The 15,508-nt window shown below is 50.0% G+C and carries 12 protein-coding genes; 9 read left to right on the forward strand and 3 right to left on the reverse strand.

The window, feature by feature from the left end; all coding sequences use genetic code 11:
• Positions 1-29 precede the first annotated feature (29 nt).
• Positions 30-671 carry a thiamine diphosphokinase gene (locus MKX70_RS20660; RefSeq protein ID WP_340785692.1) on the reverse strand — a complete coding sequence of 214 codons (642 nt, stop codon included), beginning with the start codon at positions 669-671 and terminating at the stop codon, positions 30-32.
• 168 nt (positions 672-839) lie between these two features.
• Between MKX70_RS20660 and MKX70_RS20665 the strand changes: the two genes are divergently transcribed.
• Positions 840-1,313 (forward strand): low molecular weight protein-tyrosine-phosphatase, encoded by a 474-nt coding sequence (locus MKX70_RS20665; protein WP_340790191.1) that lies wholly within the window; start codon positions 840-842, stop codon positions 1,311-1,313.
• A gap of 135 nt (positions 1,314-1,448) precedes the next feature.
• On the opposite strand, the gene MKX70_RS20670 is transcribed toward MKX70_RS20665, so the two are convergent.
• Positions 1,449-2,180, reverse strand: a complete 732-nt coding sequence (locus MKX70_RS20670; RefSeq protein WP_340785695.1) for an alpha/beta hydrolase — start codon at positions 2,178-2,180, stop codon at positions 1,449-1,451.
• A gap of 266 nt (positions 2,181-2,446) precedes the next feature.
• Here MKX70_RS20670 and pdhA point away from each other — a divergent pair, with 266 nt between their 5' ends.
• The 7 genes from pdhA to MKX70_RS20705 all read left to right on the forward strand — a co-directional run bounded on the left by pdhA (position 2,447) and on the right by MKX70_RS20705 (position 11,038).
• Positions 2,447-3,514: a pyruvate dehydrogenase (acetyl-transferring) E1 component subunit alpha gene (gene pdhA / locus MKX70_RS20675; protein WP_340785697.1), complete on the forward strand. Its 1,068-nt coding sequence runs from the start codon at positions 2,447-2,449 to the stop codon at positions 3,512-3,514.
• 15 nt (positions 3,515-3,529) lie between these two features.
• Positions 3,530-4,507, forward strand: a complete 978-nt coding sequence (locus MKX70_RS20680) for an alpha-ketoacid dehydrogenase subunit beta (RefSeq protein WP_042236861.1) — start codon at positions 3,530-3,532, stop codon at positions 4,505-4,507.
• A 109-nt stretch (positions 4,508-4,616) separates the two neighbouring features.
• Entirely contained in the window at positions 4,617-6,269 is a 1,653-nt protein-coding gene (locus tag MKX70_RS20685) for a 2-oxo acid dehydrogenase subunit E2 (protein ID WP_042236860.1), read from the forward strand.
• 3 nt (positions 6,270-6,272) lie between these two features.
• On the forward strand, positions 6,273-7,685 hold the full coding sequence (gene lpdA / locus MKX70_RS20690) for a dihydrolipoyl dehydrogenase (RefSeq protein ID WP_039299144.1): 1,413 nt from the start codon (positions 6,273-6,275) through the stop codon (positions 7,683-7,685).
• A gap of 293 nt (positions 7,686-7,978) precedes the next feature.
• Positions 7,979-8,773, forward strand: a complete 795-nt coding sequence (gene thyA / locus MKX70_RS20695; protein WP_042236858.1) for a thymidylate synthase — start codon at positions 7,979-7,981, stop codon at positions 8,771-8,773.
• 49 nt (positions 8,774-8,822) lie between these two features.
• Complete coding sequence (locus MKX70_RS20700) at positions 8,823-9,314, forward strand: dihydrofolate reductase (protein WP_042236856.1); 492 nt, start codon at positions 8,823-8,825, stop codon at positions 9,312-9,314.
• A 236-nt stretch (positions 9,315-9,550) separates the two neighbouring features.
• Entirely contained in the window at positions 9,551-11,038 is a 1,488-nt protein-coding gene (locus MKX70_RS20705) for a glutamate synthase subunit beta (RefSeq protein WP_042137832.1), read from the forward strand.
• 116 nt (positions 11,039-11,154) lie between these two features.
• Here the strand turns inward: MKX70_RS20705 and MKX70_RS20710 are convergent, their stop codons facing one another.
• A complete protein-coding gene (locus tag MKX70_RS20710; RefSeq protein WP_042236852.1) occupies positions 11,155-13,155 on the reverse strand; it encodes a methyl-accepting chemotaxis protein in 2,001 nt (666 codons plus the stop codon).
• Between the two features lie 578 nt (positions 13,156-13,733).
• On the opposite strand from MKX70_RS20710, the gene MKX70_RS20715 reads away from it, so the two are divergent.
• Positions 13,734-15,437, forward strand: coding sequence for a proline--tRNA ligase (locus MKX70_RS20715; RefSeq protein WP_340785703.1), 1,704 nt, complete (start codon positions 13,734-13,736; stop codon positions 15,435-15,437).
• Positions 15,438-15,508: the final 71 nt, after the last annotated feature.

Below are 15,508 nucleotides of genomic sequence, written 5' to 3' on the forward strand. Positions count from 1 at the left end.
TACAGTGATGTCTCTAAAAACCTATGTAATCAGTCCTTGCTCTGGATAATTAACAGGAGTCCGCTCTCAATGGCAACCGTTCCGCTAGCGGCGCTCAGTACATTACTTACGGCCAGAGACTGGCCAAGCTTAAGGGTGGCATTCTCCAGCGGATATTGAAAACCCTGCAGCGTAATCCCTGTGACCTCCGGTGTCAAAGGCAGCAGAGAAACATAGGTATACCCTCGTTCCTCGACTACAGCATGCGAGCCGGTCAGCGTAATATAGTTATTCGCATCCATGATAGAACAGGCGACCTGACGCTGCAGCGCCCGGGTCATCATCTGGATACTGGCCAGTGTATGGTCCATGCGGGTTCCGGTTACACCCATAAGAAGAATGGACTCAGGCTGAGTATTCAGGGCAAGATCCAGCGCCATTTCACTGTCCGTCAGGTCCTTGTTGACCGGATCACAGCTGATGGTCTCCTTGCTTCCCGCCTGTATCTGCAGCAGCGCTTCAGGGGAGACGGAATCGAAATCTCCGACGGCAATATCAGGTGTGTATCCGTGATCAATCAGGAAAAGAGCTCCCCGGTCCGCTCCGATAATAAAATCCTCTTCATCTAATAGGTGCAAACAATCCGGTGATAGCCCACCGCCTGCAAATATGACAACACGCCCAAATGGCAATATGATCCCCTCCTTGTTGTGGCAATTAAGTTAGTCACCCTGAACAGTATAATGCAGTTTGAAAAGTTGTACAATTGCTGCCATAACGCTAAAATGAAGTCAGGTGCGTTCTGCCCCAAGATTCATCTGCGGATTGGAAGGCATATATGGTCACAGGAGGTGAGAGAGATCGTAAACGTGTTATTCGTATGTCTGGGCAATATTTGCCGTTCACCGATGGCTGAAGCAGTTCTGCGCCACAAAGTAGAGCAGCGTCATTTGTCCGATCAAATCGCTGTAGATTCAGCCGGAACCGGAGACTGGCATATCGGCAAGATGCCCCATGAGGGTACAAGAGGGATTCTGGATCTGCATGGAATTAGCTATGAGCACATGACAGCCCGGCTAGTGAGTGGTGATGACTTTGAGAAATTTCAATATATAATCTGCATGGACAAGTCTAATGGGGACAATGTTCGCAAAATTCCCGGAGGCGAGAAGTCTAGGCTGTTGTTCTTCATGGATCTGCTGCCGGACGAGGAGCTTCGTGAAGTGCCGGACCCATATTTTACCGGGAATTTCGAGCAGGTGTATGATCTGGTGAATGCCGGCTGTGAGGTGCTGCTCGAACGTATTATTACCGAGAAGCTGGAACAGAATTAAGTCCGCAGCCGGGCCGGTTGCCGTCCTTACAAATAAGGACGGACACCGTTTGCCCGCCCTTTACTGAGAGCGCACTCACCTGCAGAACATACATAAGTTCGGAAGATGTTCACTTTTTAGGCCTTATAAGGTGTTTCAGCGGTTGAAGAAATAGAGTAATGATTCCGGTAGCTCTTTTTGCCAGAATCCCCAGAGATGACGTCCGTCCTTCTCACGGTAGGATACGGTTGCTCCCCTTGACTCCAGCATCGCTTTGGTTTCCCTGTTCATTTCTACGAAATCGTAGATTCCGGTATCAGTTTTATAGTCTCGCTCCTGCAAACCGACGACCATATTGATCTGAAGCCAGGAGAGATCATCTTCCTGTTCCAGCAGCCGGCGGGTTTCGGGGTAATAGGCGCCGGAAAGGCTAAGGACACGGTTGAATAGGGCCGGATAAGCCAGGGCAAGATGCAGGGAGACACTGCCGCCCAGGGAATCTCCGGCGATGATTCGTTCTTCCGGCGTACGCCGTACGGGATAATTGTTTTCAATGAAGGGAATAATCTCTTCGGCGAAGCATGCAAGGTACTGCTTGAAGCGGCTGCCAAACGGAGCGTATTCTTCGGTGCGGACTGCTACGTTCACTTCAACACCCACTATAATGAAGGGATCCACATCCTGCTCCAGAATCAGCTGTCCGGCAAGCGTGGCGATCCGGCCGAAGTTGAAGAATTCTTCTCCGTCCTGACAGTAGACCACCGGATAACTGAGTACCTCGTTATAGCCGGGAGGAAGATAAATGCGCAGCTTGCGTTCCTCCTGCAGATGCTCGCTCCAGAGTGTTTGTTTCACTATTGTACGTTTCAGAAAAACAGGTTCGCTCATTGTCAAATCGTCACCTTTCGTGTCGGATTTTTGCATTAGACTAAGTGTTACGTTAAAATTACCCAAGCAGCAAATGTGGGATATATCATTTACTTGAATAATATCCTTCTATCTGTTATAGGATAATTGAAAACCTGTTATACATACAAAATTTATGGAAACATAAATTTTATGCGTATTTCTTTGACGAAACAGCTACAACAGGTGTATAATAATTCTATAACAGAGACCACTGATATTCAAATTTTTTTATTGAGGTGAAGATAATGACTAGAGTTCCTTATGAAGTGTATACAGAGGACGTTGAAGCCCTTTCGGTACTTTCACCGGATGGAGAAGTTATCAACAAGGAAATGATGCCTGATCTTACCGATGACCAACTGAAAGAAATTATGTACCGTATGGTATTTACCCGTACCTGGGATGACCGTGCCGTCAACCTGGGTCGTCAAGGACGCCTCGGCTTCTATGCACCAGTATCCGGTCAGGAAGCTACGATGATCGGCAGCGAGTTCGCTTTGCAGAAAGAAGATTTCGTCTGCCCGGGTTACCGCGATATTCCACAGCTGGTGTGGCATGGACTTCCATTATATCAGGCTTTCCTGTATTCCCGCGGACATCAGCACGGCGGACAGATTCCAGAAGGCGTAAATGTACTTATGCCGCAGATCATTATCGGAGCACAGATCCTGCATGCTACCGGTATTGCAATGGGCTTTAAATTGAAGAAACAAGCTAATGTAGCTATTACTTATACTGGTGACGGCGGTTCATCCGAAGGTGACTTCTATGAAGGACTTAACTATGCAGGTGTCTACAAACTTCCTGTAATCTTCTTTGTTCAGAACAACGGCTATGCGATTACAACTCCGTTCGCGAAGCAGACGGCAGCTAAATCGATCGCCCACAAAGCGGTTGCAGCAGGTATTCCCGGAATCAAGATCGATGGTATGGACGTGTTTGCGGTAATCTCCGCTGTCCAGCAGGCTGCTGAACGTGCACGTAAAGGTGAAGGCGCGACATTGATTGAAGCGGTAACTTACCGTTTCCGTCCACATTCCCTGTCCGATGATGCCAGTAAATACCGCTCCAAGGAAGAAGAAGGACAATGGAATGAGAAGGATCCGATTGCCCGTCTTGCCAAGTACCTGGAGAAAAAAGGCCTTTGGACCGAAGAAGATACTCTGCGCGTAAGAGAAGAAGCGAAAGCTACTGTGAACGAGCAGATTAAAAAAGCAGAACAGACCGAAAAAATGACCATTCCCGGCTTGATCGACAGCATGTTCGAGGTAACTCCGAAACATCTTGAAGAACAAAAAGCCGATTTTGAATAAGGGGGATATCAGGCAATGGCACAGATGAATATGAAAGAAGCAATTCGTGACGCAATGCGCGTTGAACTGACTCGTGACCCCAATGTTCTTATCTTCGGAGAGGATGTTGGTAATGTAGGCGGCGTGTTCCGTGTAACGGAAGGGCTGCAAAAGGAATTTGGCGAGGAGCGTATCTTCGATACTCCGCTGGCTGAATCCGCAATCGGAGGTTTGGCTTTCGGGCTTGGCGTGCAGGGTTTCCGTCCGATTGCCGAAATCCAATTCGTAGGCTTCATCTTCGAAGCACTTGATCAAATCGTCATTCAGGCTGCCCGCCTGCGCTGGCGTTCCGGGGGCAGATACAATGCTCCTGTAGTCTTCCGCACTCCATTCGGCGGCGGCGTCAAAGCAGCCGAACTTCATACCGATTCCCTGGAAGGCCTGATTGCCCAGAGCCCGGGTATCAAGGTTGTAATTCCTTCCAATCCATACGATGCTAAGGGACTGCTGATCGCTTCGATCCGCGACAATGACCCTGTATTCTTCATGGAGCACTTGAACCTGTACCATGCTTTCCGTGCAGAAGTGCCTGAAGGTGAATACACCATTGAATTGGGTAAAGCTAATGTAGTACGCGAAGGAACTGATGTCTCAATCATCACTTACGGCCTGATGGTACATACTGCTACCAAAGCGGCCGATCAGCTCGAAAAAGACGGCATCAAAGCCGAAATTATCGACTTGCGTACGGTTAGCCCGATTGATATTGATACGATTGTTGCTTCTATTAAGAAGACCAACCGTGCCATTGTAGTCCAAGAAGCACAAAAAAGCTCCGGCGTAGCCGCAGAAGTGATTGCTCAAATAAATGAAAAAGCTCTGCTGCATCTTGAAGCTCCTGTGCTTCGTGTAGCTGGCCCTGATACCATCTTCCCGTTCGCACAAATTGAGGATTCCTGGATTCCTACACCGGCGCGTGTCATTGCGGCAGTGAAGAAAGTAATGGAATTCTAAGAGAAAATTACCTTGCCGTCCTTGCAAAAGGGCGGCACCCGTTTCTGCAATGCATTGTACTGCTTACAAACTAAGTGTATGTAAACATAACTTTTAGGAGGTTATCAAGGTGGCAAAATTTGAGTACCGGTTCCCTGAGCTGGGCGAAGGTCTGCATGAAGGCGAAATTATCAAAATGCATATCAAAGCCGGCGATAAAGTAACCGATGACGATATCGTAATGGAAGTTCAGAATGACAAGGCAGTAGTAGAGGTTCCTTGTCCTGTTAACGGCACAGTGCTTGAAGTCTTCACCAAAGACGGCCAAGTATGCCGTGTGGGTGAAGTAGTGGCAATTATTGATGCAGAAGGCGAAGTTCCTGAACAGGAAGGCGGCCATCCTGCAGAACAGGCTTCCCAGGAAGCAGATGCAGCTAAAGGCGGAGCAGATACAACGTCATCTCCGGCAGCCAGCAGCCCTGCAACAGGCGGAACCAGTAACTTTGAATATAAGTTCCCTGAACTCGGCGAAGGTCTGCATGAAGGGGAAATCATCAAGATGCACATCAAGGTCGGCGACAAAATCACCGACGATGATATCATCATGGAAGTGCAGAATGATAAGGCTGTAGTTGAAGTTCCTTCTCCTGTCAACGGTACCGTAGTAGAAGTGTTCACCAAAGACGGTCAAGTATGCCGTGTAGGCGAAGTGGTGGCAATCATTGCTGCAGAAGGCGATGTTCCTCAGCAGGAAGGCGGCCATGCAGAAGCGTCTGGTGCACAGGCAGCAGCTCCTTCCCAGGCTCCGGCAGCAGCGGCAGCAGCTCCGGCTCCTAACCGTGAAGTGCTGGCAACCCCTAGCGTACGCAAATTTGCCCGTGATAAGAGTGTTGACATCTCTCAGGTCAATGGCTCCGGCAAGAACGGCAAGATCACACTTGAAGATGTAGAAGCCTTCCTGAAGGGCGGATCAGCAGCACCTGCGGCATCGGCGGCTCCTGCGGCGGCATCTGCACCTGCAGCAGCAACAGAAGCTCCAAAAGCTAAGGCAGCAGCACCAACAGCTTCCGGCAATGCAAACCTTGAAGAAGAACGCGTACCATTCAAGGGTATCCGTAAAGCCATTGCCAATGCTATGGTTAAATCGGCATACACAGCACCGCATGTTACCATTATGGACGAAGTGGATGTTACGGAGCTTGTAGCCTTCCGCGCACGCATGAAACCTGTAGCCGAGAAGAAAGGCGTGAAGGTAACTTACCTTCCGTTCATCGTGAAGGCACTCGTTGCAGCTTCCCGTCAATTCCCTGCGCTTAACGCTATGATTGATGAAGCAACGAACGAAATTGTCTACAAGAAATACTACAACATCGGTATCGCTACAGATACAGACAACGGTCTGATCGTTCCTGTAATCAAAGACGCTGACCGCAAGAGCATCTGGATGATCGCAAGCGCGATTACAGATCTGGCAGTCCGCGGACGCGACGGCAAACTGGCTCCGAATGAAATGAAAGGCAGCACCATTTCGATCAGCAACATCGGTTCCGCAGGCGGTATGTTCTTCACCCCAATTATCAACTTCCCTGAAGTTGCAATTCTGGGTACGGGACGCATCACTGAGAAGCCGGTCGTTAAGAATGGCGAAATCGTCGCTGCTCCTGTTATGGCCTTGTCCTTGAGCTTTGACCACCGTATTATCGATGGTGCAACCGCTCAGAACTTCATGAATTACATTAAGACCCTGCTTGCAAATCCTGATATGTTAGTTATGGAGGTGTAATAAATGGTAGTCGGAGACGCTTCAATCGAAATCGACACATTGGTAATTGGTGCAGGTCCCGGCGGGTATGTGGCGGCAATCCGTGCCGCCCAGCTTGGCCAAAAGGTGATCATTGTAGATAAATCGGAACTCGGCGGCGTGTGCTTGAACCGCGGCTGTATTCCTTCCAAGGCGCTGATCTCGGCAGCTCATCAGTTCGAAGCTGCACAGCACGGCGAGGTATTCGGTGTTACTGCCGAGAACGTCAAAGTGGACTGGGCCAAAACCCAGGAGTTCAAAAACGGCGTTGTCAAAAGAATGACTTCGGGTGTAACCAGCCTGATGAAAGGCAACAAAATTGAAGTATTCAGCGGTGAAGCTATGTTCATCAGCACAAATGAAGCCCGTTTGTTCAATGATCATGAATCCCCGCGCTACAAATTCAACAACTGTATCATCGCAACGGGCTCCCGTCCGATTGAATTGAAGCCTTTCCCGTTCGGCGGACGCATTCTGTCCTCGACAGAAGCACTTGATCTGCCGGAAATTCCGAAGAGCATGATTGTTATCGGCGGCGGCTATATCGGCGCAGAGCTTGGTCAGATGTACTCCAAATTCGGAACCAAAGTAACCATCATTGAAGGTCTGGACACGGTTCTGCCTGGCTTTGACAAAGACATGACCCGTCTGGTTGCCAAAAATATGGCGAAGACCGGTATTGAAATTGTGACTAACGCCAAAGCTGAAAGTGCTGTTCAGAACGACAAGGAAGTAACCGTGAAGTACTCCGTGGGCGGCGAGTCCAAAGAAGTAACTGCCGATTACCTGCTGGTTACTGTAGGCCGTCGTCCTAACACTGACGGTGAACTGGGTCTGGATCTGATCGGTGTTGAGCTGGACGAACGCGGTCTGGTCAAAGTCGACCACCAGGGACGCACTAATATTCCTAATATCTTTGCCATCGGCGACATCGTTCCCGGTCTTGCTCTGGCACATAAGGCTTCTTACGAAGGTAAAATTGCGGCTGAAGCAATTTCCGGTCACAAATCGGTTGTTGACTACAAGGTTATGCCTGCAGTAGTATTCACAGATCCTGAATGCTCCAGCGTAGGCCTGACTGAGAAAGAAGCGAAGGACAAGGGCTATGCTGTGAAGAGCGGCAAATTCCCGTTCGCAGGCAACGGCCGTGCCGTTTCCCTGAATGCTCCGGAAGGCTTCATCAAGATTGTGGCTAAGAGCGACAATAATCAGGTGCTCGGCGCGCAAATCGTCGGTATCGAAGCTTCCAACCTGATCGCTGAGCTGGGTCTGGCCATTGAAATGGGCGCTACGCTCGAAGATATCGCCCTGACCATCCACGCGCATCCGACCCTTGGCGAAATCGTCATGGAAGCGGCTGAGCTGGTAGAAGGACACCCGATTCACGTGATCAAATAATACCCTTTACGTTTTACTTGGGTAAGGATCAAGAGGATGTTTCCAAGGCCATCTAGAATGGTTAAGGGGACATCCTCTTTTCGATGGGCGCTAGGAGGAAAGGGTTCCGTATCATAACAGCAATCAGTTGCTGGGCAAATTAATTTCCTCTATTATCAGGATTAGGAAAAACTGCTTTTGTCAGTATTTGCTGACCGCAGGAAATTGCATTTTCTGCGCGCGAACAAGTTACAAGGACGGTCAGCTCATGGTAAACTGGTATAAGAAAAAAAGAGAGTGGGGTGCGATACTGCTTGCGTAATTACTTGGATTTATTACAGGATATACTGGACAACGGTACAGCCAAAGGCGACCGGACCGGTACAGGCACTTTGTCTGTATTCGGGCGTCAGCTCCGCTTCGATCTGTCGAAGGGATTTCCGCTGATGACCACCAAACGCATCCATCTGAAATCGGTGGTGCATGAGCTGCTCTGGTTCCTCAAAGGGGATACCAATACTTCTTATCTGAAGGAGAATGGAGTCTCTATCTGGGATGAATGGGCGGATGAGAACGGTGAGCTGGGACCGGTATACGGTTCGCAGTGGCGGGCCTGGGAGAGCAAGGACGGACGACATATCGATCAGATTGCGAATGTTATTGAGTCGATTAAGCATAATCCGGATTCCCGCCGTCATATCGTCAGTGCCTGGAATGTAGGTGAGATTGAGCAGATGAAGCTACCGCCATGCCATTTTGTGTTTCAGTTCTATGTAGCGGGCGGGAAGCTGTCCTGTATGCTTACCATGCGTTCTGTGGACACGTTCCTGGGTTTGCCTTTTAACATTGCCAGCTACGCGCTGCTCACCCATATGGTGGCCCAGCAGACTGGGCTTGAGGTTGGTGAATTTGTCTGGTCAGGCGGCGATGTGCACATATATACAAATCATATGGAGCAAGTGGCCACACAGCTCGCGCGGGAGCCTTACGCATTGCCGAAGCTGAATATCCGCCGGGTGCCTGACAGTATTTTTGATTATACGTTTGAGGACTTCGAGTTTACCGACTATATCCATCATCCGGGGATCAAAGCGCCGGTTGCTATATAACCCTGTCCGGAAACCTATTCGATGATTTCATGGAAAAGAGGGCGTGAATATGAGTATCACCATGATTTGGGCGATGGCTTCGAATGGTGTGATTGGTAAGAATAACGATATGCCCTGGCATTTGCCGCTGGATTTCGCTTATTTCAAAGCAGAGACACTCGGCAAAAGAATGCTGATGGGCCGTAAAACATGGGACTCTCTCGGCGGGAAGCCGCTTAAAGGCCGCACCAGCCTTATTCTGACCCGGGACCACAGCTTTGCGCCAGAAGGTGCGGAGGTTGTACACTCGTTGGAAGAAGCCCTGGCAGAAGGCCTTAAAGAGGATGAGCTGATGGTGATCGGCGGAGCGGAGATCTACAGCTTAATGCTGCCTCATGCAGACAAGCTGCTGGTCACGCGGATTTACGCAGATATTGCGGGAGATACGAAGTTTCCGGAGGTCAACTGGAGCCAGTGGAGCGAAATTTCAAGTACACAGGGGATTCGCAATGAACAGAATCCTTATGATTACCGTTTTTTTGTATATGAACGCAGGGAGTAACGAAAAAGCGTTTTCTCTGACACAAGATGTGAAATAGTACAAATAATCAGCAGATTAATCCATTACAGTGTGAAAGTATTGAATGCTACTATAATTAAAATTAGAAATGATATTTCACTAGGTAGTATAAAATATGCAGGTTCTTCACCTACGCTGCATTAGATATATTTCTGCCGCAGGTATGTTATAGTGTACTATACATCAACACGAAGAGAACGGATGGGGGAAACGTAAATATGTCTACACCTACTGGATTTATGGAGTATAAGCGCCAGCTCCCAGGGGACCGGGATCCCGAGCAGCGCATCAAGGATTGGGAAGAGTTCCATGAGCATCTGACCGAGGACGAGCTTCGGACTCAGGGTGCACGCTGTATGGATTGTGGAACACCTTATTGCCATACCGGCATAGATATGAGCGGCGGTACCTCGGGCTGTCCGGTGCATAATCTTATTCCGGAATGGAATAATCTGGTCTACCGGGGATTGTGGAAGGAAGCGCTGGAACGCCTGCACAAGACGAATAATTTCCCGGAATTTACGGGCAGCATCTGTCCTGCACCCTGTGAGGGTTCGTGTACCGTCGGCCTGATTGGCCAGCCTGTCACCATTAAGACCATTGAGCTGGCAATTGTGGACAAAGGCTTTGAAGAGGGTTGGGTGGTACCGAACCCTCCGGAGAAACGCACAGGCAAACGTGTTGCCATTGTCGGTTCCGGACCGGCAGGTCTGGCGGCGGCAGCTCAGCTGAACAAAGCGGGCCATACTGTGACGGTCTTTGAACGCAGTGACCGCATCGGCGGCCTCCTGATGTATGGTATCCCTACCATGAAGCTGGACAAACGTGTCGTGCAGCGCCGTGTGGATCTGCTGGCAGCAGAAGGCATCCAGTTCGTAGTGAATACTGAAATCGGCAAGGATATTCCGGCACAGCAGCTGGTGGATGAATATGATGCCGTTGTACTCTGCGGCGGAGCGACCAAAGCCAGACGCTTCAATGTAGAAGGCAATGAACTGAATGGCGTAATGTACGCTATGGATTACCTTAACGGTACGATTAAGAGCTATCTGAATTCCAATCTGGAGGATGGCAACTATGTATCGGCTGCCGGCAAGGATGTTATCGTACTTGGCGGCGGGGACACGGGTTCCGACTGCGTGGCTACCTCATTGCGTCACGGCTGCAGCAGCATTACACAGTTCGGTACGCATGACAAGGCGCCGCTGGAGCGCGATCCGATTGCTAACCCATGGCCGCAATTCCCAAATGTCTATACGCTGGATTATGCCCAGCAGGAAGCCAAGGCGGTTTTCGGAGAAGATCCGCGTGAATTCTCCATCATGACTACGAAATTTGTAGGCGATGAAGAAGGCAACCTCAAGGAGCTGCACACCGTGCAAATCCGCCGTATGGTGGATGAGACCGGACGGAAGATTTACCAGCCGGTTCCGGGAACTGAGGCTGTCTATCCCGCACAGCTTGCGCTGATCGCGATCGGCTTCGACGGACCGGAGCAGGATATTATTGAGGAGCTCAAGCTGGATACGGACCGCCGCAGTAATGTAAAGGCCCGTTACGGTAAATTCAACACCAATGTGGATAAAGTATTCGCAGCCGGAGATATGCGCCGTGGTCAGAGTCTGGTGGTCTGGGCGATCAACGAAGGCCGTGAAGCGGCACGTGAAGTGGATAGATATCTGATGGGTTCGACCGTACTCGTCTAGAGAATAAGATGATGAGATTTTAGCTTAAGATAATGAAATGCACACAAAAACCGTCATCCCAGCATTTGCTGAGTGACGGTTTTTGTGTGCAGCTATAGGACTGTAATCCGTGTGAACTAGTCCTCCAGCTTGAAGCGTTCGATCTTAAGCTGCAGTGCTGCGGCCATCTTGGACAGCTCTGTGGAGGAGGAGGAAATTTCTTCCATGGAGGCCAACTGCTGCTCGGTAGCCGCAGTTACGCTCTGGAACGCATCTGAAGTTGAACGCGAGATGCCGGAAATTTCATGAACAGAAGCAGCAACCTCCTGCGCACCGGCAGACATTTGCTCGGTAATGGCCGAGATGTCATGCAGTTGGCTGTTGATTTTGGTCGTGGAGTGCTCAATACTGATAAACGCTTCCTTAGCTTCAGCTGTAACCTGAATGCCCAAATCTACATCTGCTGCAACCGTATGCCGGATGGCTTCATAGGTCTGGTCAATAAGCCGGGTCATCTGCAGCAGGGTGTCCTGGATATCTCCGGCTGTATTCTTCGATTGATCCGCCAGCTTCCGTACCTCAGTGGCGACTACAGCGAATCCTCTGCCATGTTCTCCGGCCCGGGCGGCTTCGATTCCGGCGTTCAGTGACAACAGGTTAGTCTGCACGGCAATGGCTGTAATCGCGCTGCTCATAGCCGAGACTTCGGTGTTCAGGCCGTTTAATTGGCCAATCAGCTCCGAAGAATGGTGGGTGGAGGTACGGATGGCATCCATTTGCCGGCTGACCTGTTCGATCTTGAGGCTGCCGCTAAGCACGTCAGCTTCTGTATTGGCCGAAGAGTCTACAATGGTGGCTGCAGCTTCAGCGATTTTTTGGATACCTGAAGACATTTCCTCCATCGCACGCGAGGTCTCAGCCATCGCTGAAGTCTGCGTTTCAGCACCTTCTGAAGATTCCTGCACGAGTCCGGTCACATAAGCAGTGGCTTTGGAGTTCTCCTCAGTCGTGGCTGTAAGCTGCTGGCTTGAAGAGGCAAGCTGTGCCGAAGTGTCTGAAATATCAGAAACGATACCACGCAGAGAACCTACCATCAGATTATAATTCTCCGCCAGCTGTCCGATTTCGTCCGACCGGTTAATGTGAATCTGTTCATTCAGGTACCCTTCGCTCACCCGCTGCGCAGAACGGTTCAGACTGCGGATCGGATTCGTGATGGAACGGATAATCAGGAACAATAAGGTCATGCTGACAATCAGAGACACGGCCAGTACAATTGCTCCTGTATTAATAATAGGCTGCGTCGCATCAGAGAATTCCTGGGTCGGAAGAATGCCGACAATCTTGAATCCGGTATTCGCATCGGTTGTATAGTAACCCCGCATATCCATGCCTGAATCCGGATTCGTATAGTTCAGATCTCCACTCTCATTAACCAGCATCTCCACGACATAGTCTGCTACATCATCACCTGCAGCTTTTATGGGATGAGAGACGAACTTATGATTCCGGTCAACAATATAAAAATAGCCTGTTTCCCCTGGTGTGGTCTTGTTGATTTTCTCACTTAAGGCTTTCAGGTTGAGGCTGGTTGTAATCGCACCCTGGCCATCCTTCAGCGTTTCCGAGATAAAGAGCGTATAGTTGCCGGTTGTTGCTGAGACAAAAGGATCGATGATCGTGATTTTACCGGGATTCAACAGGGTTGCCTTATACCAGTCTCTGGTACGCGGATCATATTCCTGCTTCCCGGGATCGGGAGCTTTCATCCACGCACCCTGATCATTGCCCACCGTTAGGATCTCCAGCTCGGGATGCGCCTTCATGAACAATTCAATCAGCGTACGTGTTTCCGGCGAATTAGCATCAATATCGGAAGAATTAATCTGCTGGCTTAGCAGATCTACATTTCGCATTGCGGCTGAAACATATTCGTTAATTGTACTTGCGACAAGATCCACACTGGAATGCGTGGAATCCTGCATTTTGATCTCCAGTTGCTTATTTGCACTGAAATACGAGAAAGTACTTACGAGCAGGATGGGGATCACCAGCATAATACTGAATAGAATCATCATTTTTCTCTGCAGTGAACCTGATTTGGATTTTCGCTTAGAACGGTTGACGGATTTGGACATTGGAATGGTTCCCCCTCGGATACATGGAAATCGGCTTTTATATGAGAATGTAGCCGTTTCTTTGAATAACTCTATTCATATATTCGGTTTATCGACACATTTTTTTCATATCTAAAAGCGCTTGAAAAAAATATTTAATTGTATCACAAATTTCTGGGAATGAAAGGGGATACATATAACAAAATATTGAATTTTATCATAATTGTGATTTTGCAGTACCGACTTGACGGGTGCCGATATATCGTATAGATTAAGTACAATATTTATAATGTACAAAGCGTTGACCAAGGATCTATGTTTCCGTACCCGCCAGAACAGAGAGGGGATTCACCGGCTGAAAGGTCCCTCAAGTGCGTGTGAGGCATATCCTGCCTTGGAAGCTGCAGCTTATGGCAATATGCGTAATGCTGCCGGCCCCGGCCGTTATCCGGATTTAAGGATCGCCAGGCTCTCTCTAAGGCGGTTGAACCAGGGTGGTAACACGACGCATTCGTCCCTGACGGATGCGTCTTTTTTGCGTATTCAAAGAGACTTAAGCGGCAACATAACACATTTATCGAAGAAAGAGGCTGATCCGTATGCGCCAAACCAATCTATTCGTCACAACTCTCCGCGAAGCCCCTGCTGAAGCAGAAACGATGAGCCATCAGTTGCTGCTGCGTGCCGGATATATCCGCCAGCTGGCGGCAGGAGTATATACATATATGCCGCTGGGGCGGAGGGTACTCCGCAAGATTGAGAACATAGTCAGGGAAGAGATGGATGCATCCGGAGCACAGGAGCTGCTCATGCCCTCTCTGCAGCCCGCAGAGCTCTGGAAAGAATCTGACCGATATGACGTGTACGGTAAGGAGCTTATGAAGCTGCAGGACCGTCATGAACGGGAATTTGTGCTGGGACCTACCCATGAAGAGGTAGTGACAGCACTTGTAAGGGATGAAATTAACTCCTACCGGCGCCTTCCCCTCACGGTGTATCAGATTCAGACGAAGTTCCGCGATGAACGCCGTCCGCGTTCGGGGCTGCTGCGGGGCAGGGAGTTCCTTATGAAGGATGCTTACTCTTTTGACACAGGCTGGGAAGGTCTCGATTTGAACTATGAGCAGATGTACAATGCCTACGGGCGGATATTTAACCGCTGCGGTCTGACCTACCGGGCAGTGCAGGCCAATGCCGGAGCTATCGGCGGAAAAGGCCAGAATCACGAATTTATGGCTCTGTCAGAGATTGGAGAGGATACGGTTGCGGTCTGCTCCATCTGCGATTATGCCGCAAATCTGGAGCAGGCTGAAGTACGCGGTGTAGCCGCATTCGAGGAGCGGGATTACAGCGGCATTCCTGTTCCTGTAAAGTTCCACACGCCTAATCAGAAGACGATCCAGCAGCTGGAGCAGGAGAGCCGGATTAAACCGCAGGAGATTATCAAGACGTTAATCTACACAGACGGCGGTAAGACCTTTGCTGTATTAGTCCGAGGAGATCATGAGGTTAACGAGCTCAAAGTGCAGAAATATCTGGGCTGCGGTGAAATCGCATTGGCTGAGTATGATAGTGTGCAGGCGGTAGCCGGAGTTGAAAGCGGCTTTGTCGGTCCGGTAGGATTGTCTTTGACCATCCTGGTTGACGCAGCCGTTGCCGGCATGACAGAGGCGGTCACAGGTGCCGGGGACAAAGATTACCATCTGAGTGGCGTAGTGCCTGGCCGAGATTTCACGCTTACGCATGTAGGGGATTTCCGCAACGCTGCTTCAGGTGATCTCTGTCCGGAGTGTGGCGAAGGGAAGCTGGTTTTTCATCAGGGGATTGAGGTAGGGCATGTCTTCAAGCTCGGCACAGTCTATAGCGAGAAGCTGGGTGCGACCTTCTTAGATACGGCCGGGCGGAGTCAGCCTATGGTGATGGGGTGCTATGGTATTGGCATTTCGCGGCTCCTGTCGTCTGTAGCCGAGCAGAATCATGATGATCAGGGGCTGATCTGGCCGGCGGCCATAGCTCCTTATACGGTTCACATTCTGCTGATGTCCGTGAAGGATAAGGGGCAGCGTGAGGTTGCTGAAGCATTGTACGCACAGCTCACCGCCATCGGCATTGAGACGCTGCTGGATGACCGGGATGAGCGGGCCGGGGTCAAGTTCAAGGATTCCGGGCTGATCGGCATTCCGGTTGCGCTGGTTGTCGGCAAGGGTGCAGCAGAGCAGAAGGTCGAATATATGGACCGCAGAGCCGGGACCAAAGAAGTGATTGATATCAGTGAGGCCGTGGCGCGGGTGAGCGGGATCTAAGGTTTATGGAACTGCACATGGTACAAAGGCCGATTAAGGTTTCAATGGAAGCTAATCGGCCTGCTCCGTTT

The organism is Paenibacillus sp. FSL R7-0312 (assembly GCF_038004445.1).
Taxonomy (GTDB): domain Bacteria; phylum Bacillota; class Bacilli; order Paenibacillales; family Paenibacillaceae; genus Paenibacillus_AQ.